The organism is Enteractinococcus fodinae, assembly GCF_031458395.1.
Lineage (GTDB): Bacteria > Actinomycetota > Actinomycetes > Actinomycetales > Micrococcaceae > Yaniella > Yaniella fodinae.
Genome location: NZ_JAVDYJ010000001.1, coordinates 2,512,861 through 2,533,214, shown reverse-complemented (window position 1 = coordinate 2,533,214; position 20,354 = coordinate 2,512,861). Strand labels below are relative to the sequence as shown.

General features: G+C 59.0%; 22 protein-coding genes and 1 tRNA gene. 13 read left to right on the top strand and 10 right to left on the bottom strand.

Translation table 11 applies throughout. The annotated features are described in order from the left end of the window. Positions 1 to 85: 85 nt before the first annotated feature. The 3 genes from J2S62_RS11815 to J2S62_RS11805 are packed head-to-tail and all read right to left on the bottom strand — an operon-like array spanning position 86 to position 2,448. Positions 86 to 1,099 (bottom strand): inorganic phosphate transporter, encoded by a 1,014-nt coding sequence (locus J2S62_RS11815; RefSeq protein ID WP_310174969.1) that lies wholly within the window; start codon positions 1,097 to 1,099, stop codon positions 86 to 88. Then, positions 1,100 to 1,726 carry a hypothetical protein gene (locus tag J2S62_RS11810; RefSeq protein WP_310174967.1) on the bottom strand — a complete coding sequence of 209 codons (627 nt, stop codon included), beginning with the start codon at positions 1,724 to 1,726 and terminating at the stop codon, positions 1,100 to 1,102. It abuts the gene before it with no gap. 41 nt (positions 1,727 to 1,767) lie between these two features. Further along, positions 1,768 to 2,448, bottom strand: coding sequence for a hypothetical protein (locus tag J2S62_RS11805; RefSeq protein ID WP_310174965.1), 681 nt, complete (start codon positions 2,446 to 2,448; stop codon positions 1,768 to 1,770). A 133-nt stretch (positions 2,449 to 2,581) separates the two neighbouring features. Here J2S62_RS11805 and J2S62_RS11800 point away from each other — a divergent pair. Further along, a tRNA-Lys gene (locus J2S62_RS11800) sits at positions 2,582 to 2,654 on the top strand. 92 nt (positions 2,655 to 2,746) lie between these two features. Here the strand turns inward: J2S62_RS11800 and J2S62_RS11795 are convergent. Continuing rightward, positions 2,747 to 3,655, bottom strand: coding sequence for an alpha/beta fold hydrolase (locus tag J2S62_RS11795; protein WP_310174963.1), 909 nt, complete (start codon positions 3,653 to 3,655; stop codon positions 2,747 to 2,749). A 250-nt stretch (positions 3,656 to 3,905) separates the two neighbouring features. On the opposite strand from J2S62_RS11795, the gene J2S62_RS11790 reads away from it, so the two are divergent. Further along, a complete protein-coding gene (locus tag J2S62_RS11790) occupies positions 3,906 to 4,838 on the top strand; it encodes an NAD-dependent epimerase/dehydratase family protein (RefSeq protein WP_310174961.1) in 933 nt (310 codons plus the stop codon). A 71-nt stretch (positions 4,839 to 4,909) separates the two neighbouring features. Here J2S62_RS11790 and J2S62_RS11785 read toward each other — a convergent pair whose 3' ends face one another. Further along, positions 4,910 to 5,338, bottom strand: a complete 429-nt coding sequence (locus tag J2S62_RS11785; protein WP_310174959.1) for a hypothetical protein — start codon at positions 5,336 to 5,338, stop codon at positions 4,910 to 4,912. 162 nt (positions 5,339 to 5,500) lie between these two features. Next, complete coding sequence (locus J2S62_RS11780) at positions 5,501 to 6,001, bottom strand: nucleoside deaminase (RefSeq protein WP_310174956.1); 501 nt, start codon at positions 5,999 to 6,001, stop codon at positions 5,501 to 5,503. Positions 6,002 to 6,208: 207 nt separating this feature from the next. On the opposite strand from J2S62_RS11780, the gene J2S62_RS11775 reads away from it, so the two are divergent. Next, on the top strand, positions 6,209 to 6,931 hold the full coding sequence (locus J2S62_RS11775) for an HAD family hydrolase (protein WP_310174953.1): 723 nt from the start codon (positions 6,209 to 6,211) through the stop codon (positions 6,929 to 6,931). Between the two features lie 65 nt (positions 6,932 to 6,996). Here J2S62_RS11775 and J2S62_RS11770 read toward each other — a convergent pair whose 3' ends face one another. Then, positions 6,997 to 7,140: a hypothetical protein gene (locus J2S62_RS11770; RefSeq protein WP_310174951.1), complete on the bottom strand. Its 144-nt coding sequence runs from the start codon at positions 7,138 to 7,140 to the stop codon at positions 6,997 to 6,999. A gap of 410 nt (positions 7,141 to 7,550) precedes the next feature. Here J2S62_RS11770 and J2S62_RS11765 point away from each other — a divergent pair, with 410 nt between their 5' ends. Beyond that, on the top strand, positions 7,551 to 8,768 hold the full coding sequence (locus tag J2S62_RS11765; RefSeq protein WP_310174949.1) for a hypothetical protein: 1,218 nt from the start codon (positions 7,551 to 7,553) through the stop codon (positions 8,766 to 8,768). A gap of 86 nt (positions 8,769 to 8,854) precedes the next feature. Here the strand turns inward: J2S62_RS11765 and J2S62_RS11760 are convergent, their stop codons facing one another. Together J2S62_RS11760 and J2S62_RS11755 are read right to left on the bottom strand one after the other, a co-directional pair. Further along, positions 8,855 to 10,486 (bottom strand): solute symporter family protein, encoded by a 1,632-nt coding sequence (locus J2S62_RS11760; RefSeq protein WP_310174947.1) that lies wholly within the window; start codon positions 10,484 to 10,486, stop codon positions 8,855 to 8,857. Between the two features lie 2 nt (positions 10,487 to 10,488). Then, positions 10,489 to 10,875: a DUF485 domain-containing protein gene (locus J2S62_RS11755; protein WP_310174945.1), complete on the bottom strand. Its 387-nt coding sequence runs from the start codon at positions 10,873 to 10,875 to the stop codon at positions 10,489 to 10,491. Positions 10,876 to 11,116: 241 nt separating this feature from the next. On the opposite strand from J2S62_RS11755, the gene J2S62_RS11750 reads away from it, so the two are divergent. The 5 genes from J2S62_RS11750 to J2S62_RS11730 are packed head-to-tail and all read left to right on the top strand — an operon-like array spanning position 11,117 to position 16,390. Next, positions 11,117 to 11,848 (top strand): sensor histidine kinase, encoded by a 732-nt coding sequence (locus J2S62_RS11750; protein WP_310174942.1) that lies wholly within the window; start codon positions 11,117 to 11,119, stop codon positions 11,846 to 11,848. Then, entirely contained in the window at positions 11,848 to 12,618 is a 771-nt protein-coding gene (locus J2S62_RS11745) for a LytR/AlgR family response regulator transcription factor (RefSeq protein WP_310174940.1), read from the top strand. The genes J2S62_RS11750 and J2S62_RS11745 overlap by 1 nt, the downstream gene beginning before the upstream one ends. Continuing rightward, a complete protein-coding gene (locus J2S62_RS11740; RefSeq protein WP_310174939.1) occupies positions 12,615 to 13,088 on the top strand; it encodes a DUF485 domain-containing protein in 474 nt (157 codons plus the stop codon). Before J2S62_RS11745 ends, J2S62_RS11740 begins: the two co-directional genes overlap by 4 nt. Further along, a complete protein-coding gene (locus J2S62_RS11735; RefSeq protein ID WP_310174936.1) occupies positions 13,085 to 14,590 on the top strand; it encodes a sodium/solute symporter in 1,506 nt (501 codons plus the stop codon). Before J2S62_RS11740 ends, J2S62_RS11735 begins: the two co-directional genes overlap by 4 nt. A gap of 39 nt (positions 14,591 to 14,629) precedes the next feature. Further along, a complete protein-coding gene (locus J2S62_RS11730; RefSeq protein WP_310174934.1) occupies positions 14,630 to 16,390 on the top strand; it encodes a hypothetical protein in 1,761 nt (586 codons plus the stop codon). Here the strand turns inward: J2S62_RS11730 and J2S62_RS11725 are convergent. Further along, positions 16,387 to 17,631 (bottom strand): MFS transporter, encoded by a 1,245-nt coding sequence (locus J2S62_RS11725; RefSeq protein ID WP_310174932.1) that lies wholly within the window; start codon positions 17,629 to 17,631, stop codon positions 16,387 to 16,389. The two genes, J2S62_RS11730 and J2S62_RS11725, sit on opposite strands and share 4 nt — an antisense overlap. A 101-nt stretch (positions 17,632 to 17,732) precedes the next feature. Between J2S62_RS11725 and aroQ the strand changes: the two genes are divergently transcribed. The 4 genes from aroQ (at position 17,733) to J2S62_RS11705 (ending at position 20,335) form a co-directional block, all read left to right on the top strand. After that, a complete protein-coding gene (gene aroQ / locus J2S62_RS11720) occupies positions 17,733 to 18,185 on the top strand; it encodes a type II 3-dehydroquinate dehydratase (protein ID WP_310174930.1) in 453 nt (150 codons plus the stop codon). 364 nt (positions 18,186 to 18,549) lie between these two features. Beyond that, positions 18,550 to 18,813 carry a hypothetical protein gene (locus J2S62_RS11715; protein ID WP_310174928.1) on the top strand — a complete coding sequence of 88 codons (264 nt, stop codon included), beginning with the start codon at positions 18,550 to 18,552 and terminating at the stop codon, positions 18,811 to 18,813. Between the two features lie 242 nt (positions 18,814 to 19,055). Continuing rightward, positions 19,056 to 19,325: a DUF6480 family protein gene (locus J2S62_RS11710; RefSeq protein WP_310174926.1), complete on the top strand. Its 270-nt coding sequence runs from the start codon at positions 19,056 to 19,058 to the stop codon at positions 19,323 to 19,325. A gap of 137 nt (positions 19,326 to 19,462) precedes the next feature. After that, entirely contained in the window at positions 19,463 to 20,335 is an 873-nt protein-coding gene (locus tag J2S62_RS11705; RefSeq protein WP_310174924.1) for an aldo/keto reductase, read from the top strand. The last annotated feature ends 19 nt before the right edge of the window (positions 20,336 to 20,354 follow it).

Sequence of the window (20,354 nt, the reverse complement as noted above, 5' to 3'; positions counted from 1 at the left end):
GTTTCTCTTCAATCCTGTATGCCGCGAACCTCATCAGTCTCTGCTGCCACTTTCCGGGGCGTGGGTATCACCGGTGCGCGCCAGGTCAGAGCTGTGTCATGACCAGGCTTAGCAGACCAAAACCAAGTGCCGCGCACACGATGACCGTCATCAAAAAATAGGTCATGAGTCGCAGCACTTGCGCCCAACGAACTGCTCCACTGTTTTGTGCCGTCCCCGCGCCGGTGATGGCCGCAACCGTGGTGATGGATGACGATAAGGGAATGTGCAACATAAAGGATCCCACGAGCAACAGCAAGGCAGAGGTCGAGGACGCGATCGCCGAGTGCATCGGGTCCAGCACGGTGATGCGACGCGTCAGGGTGTAATTGACGCGCCACGCTGTGACGAAAGTGCCCAACCCCAACAGGACGATGATGGTCCAAGCCAAAGCCCAGTGGGGGATCGCGTCAGCCCCGGCTGCGGTGACGGACATCAGCGCAACAATGTACAGGCGTTGCCCATACTGGACGCCATGTCCCAGTGCGTTCGCTGCGGCCGTGATGGCCAGTGTGCCTCGGGAACTATACGCCACCCGGTGTGGTGCAACGTTTTTGGTCAACCAGGTCAACGGGATGGCTACTACCCAAGCCAGGAGCACCGCCAACACGGGGGAAGCGATCAACGACAGGGCGAGGTTGATCGCCACCGGTGAGAGATCATCGACGATCAGATGTCCAGCCCCGAGAACAGATACCGCAACAGCACCACCGGTAATCGCTGCGGTCAACGCGTGTGAGGAGGAGACGAGCACGCCCTTCCACCAAGTAAACAGCGCCCACGCCAGTGCAACGGCCACGCCGATGGCGGTAACTACTAATCCGATATCACCTTCGGGTACCAGCGCGACGAAACCGGCGGCAAAAAATTGGATGGAGCCAACACCCATGATCGCGCCCACGACGCGCATGACAGCCGTCATCGACAGGGCCGTGCCCGGGGTCAGCGCGCCAGCTGCGATGGGCAGTGCTACCGCGTTGGGGGTGTCGCGTCCGGCCACGACAAAACTAAAAGCTGCGGTGAGGATCAGGACCGCAGCGAGCAGAAGAAAGGTGCCCATTTAGGAATCACGCACCAAGATCCGTCCTAGCTGGGTGGAGAATTCCCGAAGGGTCATAAAGGTCGCTTCCAAGGAGCGGGCGACTTCTTGTTGGCGGTAGTAGTGTCTGGCGAGCAGCTCATCGGCGTCGGTGAGACGCCAGGTGACCAGCGCTCGTTGGGCCTGATGGGTCAGGCGCTCCAGGTGCATCCAGGTGCTTTCCAACTCATCGGGTTGGCTGAGCTGTCCGGTGGTGTCTAGGACAAGGTCGGCTTGGCGGGTGAGAATCTCGAGCACATCCCCGGCGCGTGCGGGCAGCCGGTATTGGCGGGTCGCGTGAATGATGGTGCCGGTGATGGCAACGGCTTCAACCGCCCGATTGATCCAGGTGCCCAACAGGTAGAGGTCTTCGCGGGGCAAGGGTGTCAGGTAGGCACTGCGTAACGCGGTGAGCATGGTGGTCTGAGTTCGCGAGGCTCGTTCGTTGAGATTATCGAGCTGCGCATCCAGGTCGGCCCCGGTCTCTGGGGAGGCCCCGAACATCTGGGTTACCAGATCTACCGACTCCACCAGGAGTTTGGCAAGCGTTCGAACGTGGGCCGCGCCTGATTCATCAGCGGAAAATAAGCGCGTTACAGACAGCTTCATGGTTCGTTACTTTACACACCGAAAGTTAACCAACCGTCGGATTAATCTGTTGGTCGCTGCTCTGGACGTTCCACTGGCAGTCGCTCTTGCCGCCAGGCGGTAGCACACAGTTCCAGTTCGGTCGCGGTGCGCTGCAATTTCACGGAACGATGCTCCAAGGCCGCAGCAGCCGCCGGGTTGAAGTCTTCGAGCCGTTCGGCGTGCTGATGCTGTCCAGCGGCGATCACTCGGGCATAAGCGCCACCGCGTTCCAGCGCGATCCCAAAGTCACCGGAATAGACGCCGGTCAGGATCTTGGTAATTAAGGTTTGCAAATCTCGTGCCCGTGGCGGCTCGGTCGCTCCCGCTATGACGCGCGATGCATAGGCTTCACTGCCAGCCCGATACCAAGTGGCCCACATCTCGCCGTCGCGTTGGGTGGCCTGCTGCAGTGCGTAGAGCCGCCATAGGGCGCCCCCGTAGGTCACAGCTGGGGCATCAGCCCAGAGACGGGCCATCGTATCGAGGCCGACATCGGCGACTAAATCGACGAGCCAGTCGACGGTTGCTTGGTCAGCGTTGGGATCTTGACCGGTGGCGACCAGTTTGGCAGCAACGGTTTGGGCAGCAGAAAACACCTCGGCGGGGTCTAACCCTCCCGAACGATGCTCGAATTCTTCTAGTGGCATCAGTTTGGGGCGGCTGTATGTGATGCCGACTGAACTGCCGCGCTGATTCCTCAAGCGTACTCCTAGACTGTTTTACGCGTACCCACGACAGCATAGGGCAAATTTGCCCACCAATGACAGGCATCGGGCTAAATTTTGTTCCACAGCAAAATACGCTACAATCGTTAATCGGTCCTAAACGGACCGTGGGCCTTTAGCTCAGTTGGTAGAGCATCGGACTTTTAATCCGCAGGTCGCGGGTTCGATCCCCGCAGGGCCCACAACGAGACCGGCACCTGATTGTTCAGGTGCCGGTTTTTCTTTCCCTCATGCACGGCAAATTTGGTAGAGGCCAGCTCGCTGCGGGAGCAGCTCAACCGGCCCGTTGGAACCAGTCCATACACAGCTCTGCTACCGCATCTGGTGCATCGTCGGTGATAAAGTGCGCTGCGTCCTCAACATAGGCGAACTCGACGTGGTCCGCGTAGCGTTCGGGGTTGCGACAGATCTGTTGGATCAACTCTTCGGTGGTCGGAGCGTCTTGGCGTCCGTACACCACCAGGGTGGGGGCCTCCAGACGTTGCTTGCGATAAACCCCGCGAACAATTCGTAGCGCTTCAGGCATGATTATGCGCCGGGTGAGGGGTCGCACTGCTGCATCGATTTCGGTACGTTGCATCGGGGCGAGATACGTCTCGATGGTCTCTTGCGACATTGGATGCACAACGTATCTTCCAGCGAAGGTTCCTGCAAGTGATGCACCGGGACGGTGCCAGATGAACCGTGGCAAGTGTTGAAACGCTGGAGCCAGTTTGGGATGGAAACTAGCAAACCCCGGGAAGACTGATAACTGCACCGCGGTGCGCACCCGTTGAGGGTGCAAGTAGCTCAGCTGCATGGCAGTCAGCACACCCATATCGTGTGAGACCACGTGGGCGCGTTCGATCTCGAGAACAGCGAGCAAGCTCATGAGGTCATGCAGGCGCGTTTCGCGGTCCAGCTGTGAGTTGGCTGCTATGGTCCAGCCAGCGCCGCGTAGATCAGGACACACCACTTGGTATCCTGCGGTGGCTAGGATCGGTGCGATGTCCCGCCATTGCCACCAATGTTCGGGAAAACCGTGCAACATCACGGCCGGTTCACCTTCGCCGATGATGGCGACATGCGACTGGAGATCACCCGTATCGACGAAGAAGTGCTCAAAACCGGGCACATCAGGGATCGGCGGCGACACTGTTGAACCATCCACCGCACGGATAGCGTCTCGCTCAGGTACAGCCATGACGGCCCCTAAACTGCAGGGGAAGAAGTGCTTTTATCGTAAACCTGCACTGCAACGGGGTCAACGGGTCTGGGGAAACTCGACGACTCGTGTTATCACTACGAGGTGTGCGTTCAGGTGCACGAGAAGCTGCCGTTGTTGAGAAGGCCTGTGCTTTGACGCAACCTCCACTCCCGATGCACCTAATTACCCTTGTGAGAGCGTGCCTGTACCGCGTAAAATGGTGAGCCCGTGATGAGGAGACTGGGCCATGAAGGTGTTAGTAGCAGGTGCTAGCGGAGTCATCGGAAAACAATTAGTTCCCATGTTAGAAGCCGCCGGTCACGAAGTCGTAGGTCTCGCCAGGTCCGTGCGCGGTCAGATGGGTACCACCGCCTTAGCGGTGGATGCTTTAGACCGCGATGCCGTGGTAGACGTAGTCATGGAAAACCAACCCGATGCCGTCGTGAATCTCTTGACGGCGTTACCCGATCGGATCACGCACAAGCGTATTGACGCCGATTTTGTGATGACCAATCGGCTGCGCAAAGTTGGTACCGAAAATCTGCGGTTCGCAGCGCAACGAGCCGGAGTTCGCCACTTTATCTGCCAAAGTATTGCCTTTGGCTACGAACCACGAGGTACCACATTAGCCGATGAGAAGGCCGCCCTGTGGAGAGATCCACCAAAACCGTTTGATGTGATCCTGGACGGTGTGAAGCGGCTTGAGGCCATCACGGTCGCCGCACGCGGTACAGTACTTCGCTTCGGCCACCTCTACGGGCCGGGCACCGGTTTCGCCTCCGACGGGTGGTTCTTCAACGACGTGGAACGCGGCAAAATGCCACTGGTCGCTGACGGCAACGCCACGTTTTCTTTTCTCCACGTCCACGATGCTGCCCAAGCCGTGTTAGCCGCGCTGCAGGCTGACCAACCGGGGGTGTTCAATATCGTGGATGATGAGCCCGCACAGGTGCGCGAGTGGCTGCCTGCCCTGGCTCAGATGATGGGCGCCCCAGAACCGAAACGGGTCTCAGCCGTGCTGGCCGGATATGCCGTTGGAACCTGGGGCGTGGCGTATATGACCCGGCTACGCGGGGCCGACAACACTCAGGCAAAACACACCCTGAAGTGGCAGCCAAGATATCCTTCGTGGCGGGACGGTTTCGCTGCTGAACTCGCCGCGGTAGGTGGCACGAGTTAAAAAGTTTGGGAGTGGTAGTTGATGCTGTATCAACTACCACTCCCATGAGCTTCACTGGGCGAGCAACCGCGTCACGAGTTGTTGCGCGTGGCGGTGGTGCCGCCTTCTTCTTCCAGCGGGGTTGCTGGGTCGCTGACAACATCGCCATTGGCATCGGCGGTCTCATTCCCGGCCCGATCATTCTTCGGATCGGCATTTGAGCTGTTGGAATGATCCTGCGATTCGCCCTCATACCCGGTCGATTTGTCGATCAGGTCGGCAGCTTTTTCTGAGACACCGCCAAGTTTAGGAGCTTTCTCCTTCAACGTATCGGTGGCGTACTCGGCAGCCTTATGCACCTGTTCTTGGGTCTTGGGGTCGGTCCAGAATTCTTGAGCAGACTGCTTAGCCTGCTCAAAGGCTTGTTTGGCTTGGTCGCGGCCTTCACGGTTGCCCAGGTAGTAGCCCACGGCAGCGCCCAGACCGAATGTCACGATTCGTCCGAATCTAAAAAGTTTCATGCTCTCATCACTCCTTGCAATTGACAAGCTAATGCTTCGTTCTTCGAGTCTTACGGGTCGAGGTGGTGTGGTCAATGCTGAATCAACGATCCAGACCTGTGAACTTAGTCAAGAAACACTTGAATTTGCCCAAACTCTGGCTAACTCGTGGACTGAACACCCTTAAACATTGTCGACACCGTGTAATTGCGCTTGAAGGTCACGTACCTGTGCGCTCAGTTCAGCATCGGGTCCGGCGACCTCGATCCCGGGCGCAACCTGCTGGATCGGCAGCGCTGCTACCGGCCCGGCAGGAATGTTCCAATCAGCGTGCCAAGCGGTTAGCTGTGCGGTGCTGGAGGCGTACACAATCCGGCCCAGTCCCACGAGTGCATGCGCCGCAGCGCACAGGGGGCAATGCTCACCAGAAGTGTAGACGGTGGCCGTGGCGCGCTGCTCTTCGGAGAGATTGCTCGCCGCCCACCGGGCAATGGCAAACTCAGGGTGTTGTGTTTGGTCACCGCCTGAGACGCGATTGCGATCGGCAAAAAGTTCGCGGCCTTGAGCATCGACCAGGATCGAACCGAAGGGTTCATCGCCGGCGGCCAGGGCTTCGCGCGCTAAGTCGACGCAGCGCTGTAGGTGTTGCCGGTCGTGTGCTGTGAGTGCATCAGAAATCGCCATGCTTCCTAGTCCAGCACACTTGGTCCCACAGGGCCACACCTATCCCACAGCCCTGGGCGCGCTATTCGAAGCAGAGTTCGCAAACCAGTCACCTGGACGACACCGCGGGTCCATACTGACATCACCTCGGGTAAGAATTGTTGGTCACTATAGTGTGGGGAAGTTCCGGCCCGTCAGTGGGCGGGCAAAGTTTTTCAGGAGATAATCGTGACGCAAACGCTGCAGGCTGTGCTGTGGGATATGGATGGCACGCTGGTAGATACCGAGCCCTACTGGTACAACGCCGAGGTAGAACTGCTGGATGAATATGGCAAACCATGGTCCGTCGAACAGTCGGAGGCGCTGATTGGGAACGCGTTGCCACTGTCGGCGGTCGCGTTACAGCAGGCCGGCGTCGATCTGGGCATCCGCGATATTATCGACCGCCTCACGCACTCGGTTGCCCGGCAGGTGCGGCAGCGGGTCCCATGGCGACCCGGCGCCCGAGAATTGTTGCAACAGCTGCACGCAGCGTCGGTGCCGTGTGCGCTCGTGACGATGAGTGAAACCGCGCTGGCCGATGAAGTCATCCAGCATCTGCCCGAGGACACCTTCCCCGTACAAGTCACCGGCACCTCGGTGGAGCGCGGCAAACCTGAACCCGACCCATACCTGTTGGCTGCCCAGCGGCTGATCGACCGGGCGGCAGATCCCACCACAATGGGCATAAACGGGATGGTTGCGATTGAAGATTCACTCACCGGGGTGACCTCTGCACTGGCTGCAGGACTGACCACCGTGGGCGTGCCGAATATTCTGCCGTTATCGCCCCAACCGGGTTTGACCGTTTGGCCCACGCTGGCAGGAACAACAGTCGAAGACCTGATCGAAGTGCTACGCACTGACCAACGCCACACCTCCCGCGTCGTCGGTAGTGCCCTAGGTTCCTAAGCTGAGCACAGTTCAGGCGCAGAAGAACAATTCCTCTGCGCCTGAATGCGTCGCGTTAGTGGGATTTAGTAGTTCGCTGGTGGATCCGAGGCAGGGAAAGATTCCTTGCCTTGTTCCTCCACCACAGCGTCTTCCCGTTCTTCGGACTCATTTTCTTCGTCGATGTAGTCCTCGTCGTCGTTCTTCCGGTGTTTAGGGTCCTGAATCATACGTAATCAGCTCCTCTCGTTTGCCATTATTCCTGGCATAACAGCGCCTGGCTAGGGCAAGAATTCTGAAAACTTCCTCACAGAAGACTGGGTGTTCAACATCGGCGCCACGATGCTGGGTCCTATAGCCTGAGCTGCAGCCGGGGCCGAGGCCACCAACGGTTGGCCAGGGGCAACGCTGATGCGAAATCACGCGCAATGCCGTGGCGGCAAGATGGCCAGATGAGAAATATCAACGCCCGTAGACCTCTGAATGCGGACTGCTGTGCACCAGATTTCACGGTGTTGTGCGAGACTTCTTGCGCGGATTGGCGCCCTTTACCGCAAATTTCCCAGCTATTTTTGATAACGTCACCTGGGAATAAGAATGTTTTCGCCGTTAAGCGGCCCTAGTTGGAGTTGATACCCACGTGAGTGATGAACGAGCGCGCACAATAAATACGTTGCGAGAAATTGCGTTGGCCCTACATGGTGACCAACCGGCACAAGCCGAAGAAATCCTGGACGGTATTGGCCCCGAAGCCAATAATGGTCGCCCCAGTGCGGCCCAGTTATCCGTAGTGGCCATGGAGTCGCTGGATGCCTGGTATGCACAAAACCAGCTGCAAAACGGGGCGGTCCGTCTTATCCAGCGTGACGTGCCCAGAAGCATGCGAGATGTCACCACCGCCGTTGATGTCCTGGCAAGTAAAGGCCGCGCACTGCGCTCGGCTGCCAGCCTGCTGCAACGCAACCCAGAACCAACCGTGGCTGGGGCGACAGCATATCTCGTGACTGCTGCGCTGGCCACGGTAGCCACCCAGCGGGGCGATTCCTTTGATGAGACCCTCGATGCGCTCTTGCCAGAACAAGAAGTCAGCGAACCGGCCACCCCATCGGAACCTGAAACCGCGTCTGAACCTGCCCAAGCAGCACCGGCCGCAGCGACCGAGGAAGTCGTTGAGGTGGTCGATGAGACCGCTGACACAAGCGAGTCCTCCGCGGACGGTCCCCAGGCCCGCTACACCGCGATCGTTGAGACCCAGTTCATGGCCGGGGTCAAAGAATTCTTCCAGTGGATGGGCGAATCGCATGCGGTCACCGGTACCGGGCTGCCCAAACGTGCCGACATCAAAGATGTGGCCGCAACCGTTGGCATTGATGCCGAAGGCGTGGCCAAAAAACCCGCCGACGAAGAGTCCGTTGCCTCAGATCTCGATCTGACCGTCCCGGCCGCACCACGTTCGACCCGGTATGTCACGTCTGCTCAGGCCATTCCTGAACTGATGGCGTTTTGGACCGCCTTGCAGGAGACCGAACTGGTCGAGGTCACTTCCACCAAGATACAACCGGGCAAAAACGCCCAACCATTTGGTTTCGAAGACTTCGACCAACTTGATGCCGCCGAAGAACTTGTAGCCACCTATGTGTACCAGACGCTCACGTTGGATGCCGACGACGATGCAGCAGCCCAGACCGCCGCATTCATCAAAGACTCCGGCTCTATTGATGACACTTCTTCGGTGCTGATCCCACGCTTGCGCCAGTTGGAATCCGTCGGATTGCTGGACGTTGTCGATGGCAGCGTCGAGATCCCTGCACCGCTGCGCCCTGCGGTCACCGAAGGTGCCGCACGAGTCTCAGCCTAAAGCTTCCGCACACACACCTGCTCCCTGAGCTTCGGAACTGATAATCAGCCCGAAGGTCAGGGAGCAGTGTTGTGTGGTGAGACGGTTTAGTGTTCGGTTGCTTTCTCTGCCCCGACACCGGTCAGTGAGCGGACTTCCATCTCTGCCTGAGTGGCAGGGTTCTCGAGGGTTTTCGAGGTGACGGAGCCCAACCAGCCCAGCAGGAATGACAGTGGGATGGACACGATGCCCGGGTTGGTCAGTGGGTAGAGGGCCAGATCAACGTCGGGGAAGAACGAGGTCTCAGCGCCCCACATGACCGGCGAGAAGACGATCAGCAGGATCGAGGACGACAGGCCACCGTACATGGACCACAGCGCACCGCGGGTGGTGAACCGTTTCCAGAACAATGAGAACAAGATCGTCGGCAGGTTGGCCGAGGCGGCCACCGCGAAGGCCAGTGCTACCAGGAAGGCAACGTTTTGGCCTTGTGCGCCGATACCACCGAGGATGGCCAGCACACCGACAACCACCACGGTTGCCCGTCCGGCGCGCATCTCGCCTTTGGCATCGAGTTTGCCTTTCTTGATGACTTGGCCGTAAATATCGTGGGCAAACGATGCCGACGCCGCGATCGTCAGACCAGCAACCACGGCCAGAATGGTCGCGAAGGCAATCGCTGCGATCACGCCGAGCAAGATGGTCCCGCCTAATTCATAGGCCAGCAATGGGGCCGCAGAGTTTTGGCCGCCGGGCGCGTTGGCAATCGTTTCGGGCCCAACGAGCGCTGCTGCACCAAAGCCAAGGATCAGGGTGCACAGGTAGAACCCGCCGATGAGGAAGATCGACCACACCACAGATTTGCGTGCTTCTTTTGCCGTGGGGACCGTGTAGAACCGAATCAACACGTGTGGCAGCCCTGCGGTACCCAGCACAAGTGCTAACCCAAGGGAGATGAAGTCGATCTTGGATAGGGTATCGGTACCGTACTGCAGGCCTGGTTCCAGCAGGTCTGGGTTGTTGGTGACATTGACGGCTTCGCCGAGCAGGGCCGAGAAGTTGAAGCCGAACAGCGCAAGGATCCACACGCTCATGATGCCCACGCCGATTAGCAGCAGGGTGGCTTTGATGATCTGCACCCAAGTGGTGCCTTTCATGCCGCCGATAAAGACGTAGAAGATCATCAGCAGACCGACAACGGCAATAACGAGTGACTGGCCGAGTTCGGAATCGATGCCTAACAGCAACGAGACGAGCGCGCCGGCACCGGCCATCTGCGCCAACAGGTAGAAAATCGACACAGCAAGGGTCGAGGTTGCTGCGGCAATGCGGACCGGGCGTTGCCGCAGGCGGAAGCTCAGCACATCTGCCATCGTGAATTTCCCGGTGTTGCGCAGCATCTCTGCAACCAGCAGCAGTGCCGTCAACCAGGCGACTAAGAAGCCGATCGAATACAAGAAGCCGTCGTAACCATAAATGGCGATGGCCCCCACGATGCCCAAAAACGAGGCGGCGGAGAGATAGTCACCGGCAATCGCGGTGCCGTTCTGGGTTCCGGTAAACGAGCGTCCACCGGCGTAGAAGTCCGTGGCAGTTTTCGTCTTTTTGGATGCCCGAAGCACCGCGTAAAGGGTGACGGCCACGAAGACGAGGAAGATGCCGATATTGGCCCAGGGGTTGCCGACTTGGGTCGACATCGTTTCGGTGTTTTGGGCGGTCAGTATGGATAGTTGCGTCATGATTAGTCTCCTGAGCCTCTGCCAGTGGTCACGTTCTCAACTTCAACGGCCTCGCTGATCTCCGCACCAGCGCCGGCGGCTTCCATTTCTTCGCGAAGGTCTTGGGCCAGCGGGTCGATCTTGCGGTTCGCGTAGACAACGTACGCACCAGTGATGATGAAGGTCGTGACAAACTGGGCCAGGCCCAGCACAATCCCCAGGTTGATGTTGCCTAAGACCTGGAATGCCATAACCTCTGGCAAAAATGCCGCAACCACGACGAATCCCAAGTACCACAGCAAAAAGACCACGGTCATGGGGAACACGAATTTGCGGTGTGTACTTCGTAAGGTTTGGAACTTCTCAGCTTTTTGGACTGCTGAGAAGTCCGAATAATCAACGGTACTCATGAGGGTCCCTCCACAAGGAGCTCGATGGATGTACTTCTGCCACATACCGTAAGCTCTGTGATATAAGTCACGAAAGATGAAAGGTCGCATTGTGCGCTAAACGGCTCGGTCTGCAAGTCGAGCGGCATTCAACGGGCTGAGCGTGAGGAGAATCACCGGCGGTTTGGAGTATGTTAGATGTACTACACAAGCTGACCGGCAGCAGCGCTGCCAGTGTTTTCGCGTCAAAGGGGGTGCGTACATGATCTTTCGTCGCAAAGCTCGACAACAAACAGCCGAAGTCGAACCGGACTATCAAGAACTCGTCGAGCTCACTCGCGAGCAGCTCGTCGATGCACAATTACGCAGCCTCCGAGCCCAAATCTCACCGCACTTTATCTATAACTCCCTCAACGCCATCGCCGGGCTTATCCCGATCGACCCGACCCGCGCTCGCGAACTGTTAGTCGATTTCGCTGACTTCATCCGGTACTCGCTGGGCACCGAAGGCGACTTCACGACGCTTGAAGACGAACTGACCGCGGTGGAACGGTACGTCATTTTAGAAAAAGCCCGCTTTGGGGAGCGCTTACAGGTCAGCTTAGATATTGCCCCCGAGGTGTTGGGACTTCAGATCCCGTTTCTCAGTGTTCAACCACTGGTCGAAAACGCGGTCCGGCACGGTATCTACGACAGCCAGCACGAAGGACACGTCTTCGTGCGCGCCAAAGACTCCGATACCTATGCCGAAATCAGCGTCGAAGACGGCGGAGCCGGGGCAGACCCAGAATTTATGGCCAAACTGATGCGCGGCGAAGCCGAAGGCTCACACGTCGGGCTGCGCAATGTTGATCTGCGACTGCGCCAAGCCTACGGTCCCGGGCACGGCCTGCATATCGAAACGGCCATCGATGCCGGCATGAGCGTGTCGATGCGCATCCCGAAATTCAAAACACCCGCCCGTATCGTGACCCCGGCAGGGGGAAGCTTGTGATGACCTCATCCGCCGAACGCCGGCTGCGAGTCCTGACCGTCGACGATGAACTGCCAGCCGTCCAGCAAATGCAGTGGCTGTTAGAAGCCGACCCGCTGGTCAGCCAGGTGCACACCGCCACTAACGTCGCTGAAGCCAAAGAAGTGCTGCGCCGGCACCGCATTGATGTGGTGCTGTTAGACATTCACATGCCGGGTGCGACGGGCATGGATCTGGCGCATGAATTGCGTCGACAGGAAACCAGCGACACCCCGCACGTGGTTTTTGTGACCGCCGATGCCCGTCCCGCCGTGCACGCTTTCGAATTAGACGCACTGGACTACTTACTCAAACCTGTCCGGCCTGCACGACTCCACGAGGCGTTGCGCAAAACCCTCAACCGAGTCGACACCGGGCCGTTGACCCAGATCCCAGACCAAGGCCGGATCGCCGTCCAACAGGGGTCCCAACAATTACTCCTACCGATCCGCAGCATCCGGTGGGCCCAAGCGCAAGGTGATTACGCTCGGATTTATACCGCAGACGATTCGCACCTGGTACGGCTGTCGCTGGCCGGGATTGAAGAAGAGTGGGCGGTTTACGATTTCGTGCGCATCCACCGCTCACACGTGGTCAACCTGAATTACGCGACCAAGATTGTGCAGCAGGACGGTCGGATGCGCATCTATCTGGACGACACGGAACTGCCCGTGAGCCGACGGCTCATGCCGCAAGTGCGCCAGCGCCTCAAACAATTGAACTTCCGCACGGTGCCCCGGAGTAGTGGATGACCCCGCAGTACCAGGACGATGAGGATTTCGAACTAGACCTGATTCGAGAACCCGAACCGCCCGCCGAAGTCCCTGAGAGCATTCGCGCCATGCGCGCCCGCCGAGTACCCGTGGAAATGCCCACCGGGTTACCCAGCGTCCAAGAGGTGCTGCACAATCCGGCAGACCGCGCCCGCCAACACCAACAGCCCGCCATCCAGCAGACCGTGCGTCGTCTGATGCGCACCCAACTCCGGTTGGCGGTCAGCTTGATGGCGTGGTTCATCGGCGTGGTGGTGGTCGGGAACCTCGCATTTCATTTCAGCCCCGCCCTGGCAGCAACCCGGGTGATTGGCGTGCCGGTCGAATGGCTCTTTCCGGTGGTCATCGTCATCCCCTTGCTGATCTTTTTAGGCTGGTTCTATGTGGGCCGAGCAACCGCTCAAGAACAACAAGTCCACTATGACCAGCCACAGGCGGCACACTCATGACCGATGACGCGCTCTTAGTCCTTGCATCCATCGGGACGGTCTGTGTCGTGACCATCCTGATCAGTGTCTTTGGTCTGCGCCGAACCCGCACGACGCGAGACTTCTACGTGGCCTCTCGCAGGGTGCCCCCGTGGATGAATGCCTCAGCCATTGCTGGCGAATACCTCTCGGCCGCGTCCTTCCTCGGAGTGGCCGGACTCATCATGGCGTTTGGCCCCCACGGCCTGTGGTTTCCGGTGGGTTACACCGCAGGCTTCCTGTCACTATTGGTGTTTGTTGCCGCACCACTGCGTAGGTCGGGGGCCTACACCATTCCGGATCTGATGAGCCTGCGACTGCCGTCCTCAGCACTGCGCCGGCTCACCGCGTTACTCGTGGTCGTCACCGGTTGGCTCTACATCGTCCCGCAACTGCACGGTGCCGCACTAGCACTATCGGCCACGACCGGGTTGCCGGCCTGGTTGGGCCCGGCGATTGTCGTGCTGGTGGTATTACCCACGGTGGTCTCAGGTGGGATGCGCTCCGTGACGGTGGCCCAAGCCGTCCAATACTGGTTCAAACTCTCGGCACTGTTTATCCCCACCGTGTTTATCGTGTTGCGCTTAGGGGCCGGGGAAGCCGAAGTGCTACCAGATCTTGCCAACGCCTTTGAGGTCGCTTTAGTGGCTGATACCCACTCCTCGACCTATCGGACCATCTCGCTGGTAGCGGCGCTGATGCTCGGCACGCTGGGACTGTCGCACGTCTTAGTCCGGTTCTACACCAACCCCGATGGCCCCTCGGCCCGCCGGACCACCGTGCTCCTGCTAGGTTTGCTCGCTGCGTTTTATCTCTTGCCGATCATTCTGGGCGTGGTCGCTCGGGCGGTGCTCCCAGAACTGACCGCCAGTGCCCCTACCGACACCGCGCTCCTGCACCTGCCAGAGGCACTGTTCAACGGGCTCCTCGGCGACCTGCTGACCGCCCTGGTCGCCGGCGGCGCATTCGCCGCCTTCCTGTCCACCGCCTCGGGACTGGTCGTCTCCATCTCCGGGGTAGTCTCCCAAGAATTTTTCGGCGGCACCGTGCGCGGCTTCCGCATCGGCGCGATCCTCGCCCTGGTACTGCCCATCATCGCCGCATTTGTCACCACCGACCTTGCGCTCGCAGGCGCGGTGGCCATGGTGTTCACCTTTACGGCCTCATCGCTGGCACCCATTGTCTTGCTAGCCATCTGGTGGCGCGGCCTGACCGTCCACGGGGCGATCACCGGCATGCTCACCGGGGCTATCATCTCGCTGACCGCGCTGCTCACCGGCCAGTTCAGCGACACCGAGGGCCTGACCACCACCATGTTGCAATACCCAGCACTGTGGACGGTGCCGCTGGTATTGGTCGTGACCATGCTGGTTTCGGCTCTAGGCTCGCAACGCCCACCGGCCACCACCGATGCGGTCATGGCCAAACTGCACCTCCCCGAACACGCCAGACAACACGCCACGGAGTCCACAAGCGACGCCTGAACCTATTCTGCGCACCGGTGACGCTGCTATCGTGCCCATATGACTGAGTCGAAGTCACCCTTCGACGATCCAGGCTTTCTACAGTTACCCCCTGGCGTCGAAATCCGTCACTACTCCGGTCCGACCGCTGACCTGCTCGAACAACTCGCCCCGCTGCTAGCCGACGAGGGTATCGACGTCGAACATCTCAACGAAGCCGACCCGGAGCGGCTCAAAGCTGCCATGATGCGGGTCGTGGAACGCCACAATCTGGAACTCAGCACACCCGTTGGCGAACAGCGGGTCCGCACCGTCAACACTTTGCGCGAGCTTTTGACCGCTCACCACGCCCAAGACGGGGCCCAAATTCAAGTCCTGTTCGGTTCGATCGGGCCGGTCCCCACACGACACCGGCCCAGCAGCGGCCACCTGACCGGTGTCACGGTCGAAACGCTGGATACCATCTATCGCAACGAGCAGTACCATCCCGCCCTGCACGTCATTGAAATCCCAAAAGTCGAGACCACCACGCGAGCCGCCGCCCAACACATCCTCGGTTTGGCGGCCAAAGGTCGTGCCTTCCGCTCCCTGGATGCCTTGCTTGGGGAGCACGGCGGATTCGAAGTGTCTCGCGCCGGGGTATTGCTGCTCACCGCGACCGTCCAAGCTATTGCCCACCACCGAGACGCTGACTTTGATGAGATCTTGGACGAAGTGCTCCCGGCCCAAGACGACGAGCAGCCGGCCGAAGAGCTTCCCGGTGGACTGCGTGCCACGCCGCAACAGTATTTGAGCGATTTCGAAACCTGGGTCAAAAGCCAATCCGAGGTCTCCGATATCGCGAGCAAAGTCGTCGAGATTTTTGCGACCATGGTGGACGAGGCCCATGACGTCGACCTGAATCCACATGACCCGGAAGATTTTGATGATTGGATGCTCTTGGTCCACGAGCGCACCGATCCAAAATATCTGGGCACCGCCCTGGAAATCGTCAAGTACTATCTGCAGTTTCGACTCCGGACCAGTCTCGAGCCAGAACGGTGGCATCACGCGCACGCCCAGATCACCGATCTAACCCTGCCGCATGAAGAATCCCCGTGGGATTTTGAGCTGATCTATGACACCGCACAACAGGTCGCGGTCGACGAGCGCTACGCAACGATTGTCGACTTGCCAATCGTATCGGGCAGTCGTCAGCTCTACGAGTGGTTGGCCACCCCGCGCCCCGTCACCGAAGAAGGCGCGCCCAAGCGCGACGACCTCCGGCTTGTCGGCCAGATGATTGGCCTGGAGTTGCACGGGGTAGCGGAACTGCCCTCACCGCCGGTGCGCGGTTATGTGACCTCGGCCCTGGACGTACCTGAGCTGATGATCTGGTGGTGGACTCTCCAAGAGCTCGGCATGCTCACGATCGGCGACTCGGTCGCACAGCGTGGCCCCACCGCAGAAGAATATTTCGGGGCCGAACGCCTACCTTTTGAAGGCGCAGAGGGACTGGTCGCGACCTATGTGAAAATTTTCCTGGTCCACGCGCTAGAATATGCCCCGCTGGAGATCTCCTCGGTGGGCCACACCATCGCCCGGCTACTCAACGCGCTCCAAGCCCTGCCGCCGCTGGATCCACCCGGTGCCGATGATTTCCGGGCCCAAATGGTCCATCAACGGTCCGATGAATACCTGCACTCCATGGCCTCCATGGAACTGATTGAACTGGACCGTGGCGAACCGCGTGTCCCATCACCCTTGGCCGCAGCGACGTTCTACGGGCTGATGATGGCCATGGACCACATTGACGATCTCTTAGACCAGCATTTCTCCTAAGCCCTGCTCAACCGGGCTAGCTGACGTCGGCGCAACCAGAATGTCGGCAACCACAACACGATCGCGGCCAACGCCAGGAGCATACCGGCCAGTGCGGGAGCCGAATAACTGAACCCAGCCGCAATCACCGCCCCACCGATGGCCGCCCCAGAAGCATTCGCTAGATTCAAGGCCGAGTGGTTCAGCGCTGCGGCCAACGTTTGCGCGTCCCCGGCGACGTCCATGAGCCGGATCTGCAGGCTGGGCACCAAACTAGAACCAAAGAACCCGATCAGCCCGAAGTTGACCACACCCAGCACCGGGTGGGTCGAGGTGACATAGAATGCGGCCAAGGCGATAGCGATCATCAGCAGCGAGAACAAGATGCCCAGTTCCAGGTTGCGGTCCGATAGCCGCCCACCAAACCACGTCCCGGCCACCGACCCGACACCATAAACCATCAACACCAGCCACATCCAAGAACCATCTAGCCCGGCACGTTCGGTCATGGTCCACGAGATATACGTGTAGACGGCAAACATCCCACCAAAACCCACGGTGCCCAGAGCCAAAGTCAACCACACTTGCGAACGACGCAGCGCACCCAATTCGGTGCGCGGATTCGTTGGCCGCATCTTGGTCATATGCGGCATCACGACCCACAGCGCGGCTACGGTCACCAGACCGATGACCGTCACTAACCCGTAGGCAGCCGGCCACCCGAGTGCCGCTCCGAGGGCTTGGGCCGCGGGCACCCCGATCACGGTGGCCACCGATAATCCCATGGTGATAAAAGCTACGGCGCGGCCGCGTTGTGCCACCGGTGCCATGGACGCGGCGGATAACCCGGCAATTGAAAAGTAGGCGCCGTGGGGGAGTCCCGCGATAAACCGAGCCACCAGCAACGTTTCGTAGTTGGTCGCCAACAACGACAGCCCATTGCCGAGAGTAAAGGCGGCCATGAGCAGTAATAACAGCCGTCGGCGTGGCACCATCCCGGTGAAGGCGGTGATCAACGGGGCGCCCACTACGACTCCCAGGGCGTAGGCGCTGATGATGACCCCGGCGGTGTCTTCGGTGATGGCGAAGTCTTCAGCGATGAGATTGAGCAAGCCCATCGACACGAACTCGGTGGTGCCGATGCCGAAGGCACCCAACGCCATCGCCAGCATGACGACCAAACGGCGGCGTTCAGTAATCTGGGTTTGGCGAGGTCTGGGACGACGCCGCAAAAAGCTCGAGGGTTTGGCGAAGGCTGGCACAATGACTCAGTGTAACAACCGTCCAGGGATGACCGGGACGCGTCCGACCGGACAAACCGCACTACACTAGGTGCCAGTCATCAACCTTGTGAGGATTACGTATGCAGTCTGTTTATGTACTCAATGGCCCCAACCTGAACTTGCTGGGCACCCGCGATCCGGGCACCTATGGCACACAGACGCTAGCTGACATCGAAACTCTGTGCGCTCAAGTCGTGGACAATCTTGGGTTTCAGCTGGACTTCCGCCAGTCGAATCACGAGGGGGAACTCCTGGACTGGATTCATGAAGCCGGCCGGGCGGTTATCAGCGGAGACAGCATCGGCGTGGTCCTCAACGCCGGCGCCTACACGCACACCTCTGTTGCCTTAGCGGATGCGATTTCCGGGATCAGTGTGCCAACCATCGAAGTACATATCTCAAACGTGCACGCGCGCGAAACCTTCCGGCACCACTCCTATCTGTCACCGGTGGCCGCTGGCGTGATTGTGGGCCTCGGTGCTCACGGCTATGAGGCCGGGATTCGCGCTCTGGCCCACCTCGCCCAGTCCTAAAGGCCTCTTACGGTACTCGGGTGGAGGTGGGCCACGTGCATTGTCGACACTTGCGGGGAAATAAAGCGATGATCACTTGAGCTTTGTGCGGCTGAATGGTGCTTGTCTTCGAGTTGATGTGGAGAAACACCGTTGAACAACTGCGCGGCGGGTTGAACGGGCCTCACGCATGGTTTAAACGATTGTTTTTGAATTATCACCAAGCTCACAGTTTCACTTTGGATGCCCAGCATGAAGCGGTAGAGCCGACGGAACTCACGCCAGAAAACCGCGCGTGCTGTAGTTCGAACCTTCCGCGCTGACAGGCTGGGTATTAGCGTGGAGGCACGACATCCTTAAACCGAAGGGTGAAAGGGAGGGAACTATGAATCCTCGTGAACCGAAGCCAGGCGAGCAGCCAGAGCGGCAGAAGCCTGAAACCACCAAATCGGCGACTCGCATGGGTTTTTTCGCGGTACCGCTCGAGCTTGTGGGTGCCGTTCTCATGATCGGCGTAGGGGTACGGTTCGTCACCGTCGCCAACCAGCCTGATGCTATTGGTTGGGTGCTCTTCGTCATTGCAGCTGTGCTCATTATCGATGCCATCCGGCGACTCAGAAAGATCACGACGGGCCAAGAGAAGTATTAGCGCCTGAGTTCGCAGCGTCGATCCAATAGGGTCGATACGACGGACAGTTCAAGGGCCAGTGAGTATCTGTTTCTAAGGTACGCACTGGCCCTTGTGCGTGTCTGAACCTCAACGCTCAGTGAGTGCGGCCTGACGTCGTCGCTACGCTATTGCCATGCTCGGGTCAAGGAATTTAGGCTGAAACCAGACCGTTTCAGCTCGATCGACGAGCGATCCGAGCTAGCTCATGGAGGTGAGTCACAGTGTCTAACCGTGATCCGGAAGATCCGAGCCAACACGAGCCGCGAAACCCTAATATTGACCCAGGGACGAATGGCGACAACGACCTAGAAGCCGGCGGTGGCGTGAAACCCGGCCACACCCCGCCCGACTCTCAGTCGGCGACTTCGACCCCCTCGCATACACCCGAGGCCAAACCGCCACGTTCGAAGCTCGCTTTGACGCTGATGATTGCCATCGCCGTCATCTTCGTATTTATCTTCGTTGCCTACGCAATCGGTCTCTGGGACTAGCTCTAACCCCACGAAATACTCCTCAGAAATTAGGCTGAACAATCAGTGCCCAACGACTGGGGAGTTTTTCATTGCCGGATCAAAAAAATTATCGATCCGGGGTTTATCAGAGGCCAGCAACCCCATACTGTGGGGTTATGGAATTGACGTTGAATAACGGAGTCACCATGCCGGCGCTAGGGTTTGGCGTGTATCAAATCCCGCCGGACGAAACCGCTGAAGCCGTGGCCGCAGCACTGCGGGTTGGATACCGGCACATCGACACAGCCGCGGCCTATGGCAATGAACGAGCCGTCGGAGAAGCCATCCGCGCTTCCGGTCTGGATCGCGACAACGTGTTTCTTGAAACCAAGATCTGGGTTAGCGATTACGGGTACGACAAAACACTGCACGCCTTCGACAAGAGCGCGAACAAACTGGGCGTTGAGACCATCGACCTGCTCTTACTGCATCAAGTTCTGTACAGCGAATTCGATCGGACGATCGAAGCATACCGAGCTTTAGAAAGACTCCTCGCCGACGGTCGCGTCCGGGCCATTGGGGTGAGTAACTTTATGGTTAAACACCTCAAGACGCTGCGTGATCACACCAGTATCGTCCCGGCCGTGAATCAGATCGAATTGCACCCGTATTTCACCCAACCTACGGTGCGGGAACTCAACCCACAGTGGGGCATCGTCACGCAGGCCTGGTCACCCATCGGAGGCATCACCGTCTACGGCGGCCAGGATAAAACCACGTTTGAGGATGACACCATTGGTGCGATCGCTGCCGAGCACGGTCGCACCCCGGCCCAAATCATGTTGGCCTGGCACCTACAAGAAGGCCGTTCAGCGATCCCGAAATCAGTAACCCCGGCCAGGATCGCCGAAAATTTCGATGTCTTCGATATCGAGCTGACCCCTGATCAGATCCGCACGCTGTATGAGTTGGATACGGGCCAACGTGGCGGACCAGATCCTGAAGAGGTCACCCTCGAGGTCTACGGCAAACCTATTCCCGAAGCCTAACCTGATCAGCGCCACCTTC

Excerpts from the sequence above, each read along its gene's own strand:
- J2S62_RS11815 (WP_310174969.1), bottom strand. The coding sequence starts at position 1,099 with ATGGGCACCTTTCTTCTGCTCGCTGCGGTCCTGATCCTCACCGCAGCT.
- J2S62_RS11810 (WP_310174967.1), bottom strand. The coding sequence starts at position 1,726 with ATGAAGCTGTCTGTAACGCGCTTATTTTCCGCTGATGAATCAGGCGCG.
- J2S62_RS11795 (WP_310174963.1), bottom strand. The coding sequence starts at position 3,655 with ATGGCTGTACCTGAGCGAGACGCTATCCGTGCGGTGGATGGTTCAACA.
- J2S62_RS11790 (WP_310174961.1), top strand. The coding sequence starts at position 3,906 with ATGAAGGTGTTAGTAGCAGGTGCTAGCGGAGTCATCGGAAAACAATTA.
- J2S62_RS11785 (WP_310174959.1), bottom strand. The coding sequence starts at position 5,338 with ATGAAACTTTTTAGATTCGGACGAATCGTGACATTCGGTCTGGGCGCT.
- J2S62_RS11780 (WP_310174956.1), bottom strand. The coding sequence starts at position 6,001 with ATGGCGATTTCTGATGCACTCACAGCACACGACCGGCAACACCTACAG.
- J2S62_RS11770 (WP_310174951.1), bottom strand. The coding sequence starts at position 7,140 with ATGATTCAGGACCCTAAACACCGGAAGAACGACGACGAGGACTACATC.
- J2S62_RS11760 (WP_310174947.1), bottom strand. The coding sequence starts at position 10,486 with ATGACGCAACTATCCATACTGACCGCCCAAAACACCGAAACGATGTCG.
- J2S62_RS11755 (WP_310174945.1), bottom strand. The coding sequence starts at position 10,875 with ATGAGTACCGTTGATTATTCGGACTTCTCAGCAGTCCAAAAAGCTGAG.
- J2S62_RS11750 (WP_310174942.1), top strand. The coding sequence starts at position 11,117 with ATGATCTTTCGTCGCAAAGCTCGACAACAAACAGCCGAAGTCGAACCG.
- J2S62_RS11745 (WP_310174940.1), top strand. The coding sequence starts at position 11,848 with ATGACCTCATCCGCCGAACGCCGGCTGCGAGTCCTGACCGTCGACGAT.
- J2S62_RS11740 (WP_310174939.1), top strand. The coding sequence starts at position 12,615 with ATGACCCCGCAGTACCAGGACGATGAGGATTTCGAACTAGACCTGATT.
- J2S62_RS11735 (WP_310174936.1), top strand. The coding sequence starts at position 13,085 with ATGACCGATGACGCGCTCTTAGTCCTTGCATCCATCGGGACGGTCTGT.
- J2S62_RS11730 (WP_310174934.1), top strand. The coding sequence starts at position 14,630 with ATGACTGAGTCGAAGTCACCCTTCGACGATCCAGGCTTTCTACAGTTA.
- aroQ (WP_310174930.1), top strand. The coding sequence starts at position 17,733 with ATGCAGTCTGTTTATGTACTCAATGGCCCCAACCTGAACTTGCTGGGC.
- J2S62_RS11715 (WP_310174928.1), top strand. The coding sequence starts at position 18,550 with ATGAATCCTCGTGAACCGAAGCCAGGCGAGCAGCCAGAGCGGCAGAAG.
- J2S62_RS11705 (WP_310174924.1), top strand. The coding sequence starts at position 19,463 with ATGGAATTGACGTTGAATAACGGAGTCACCATGCCGGCGCTAGGGTTT.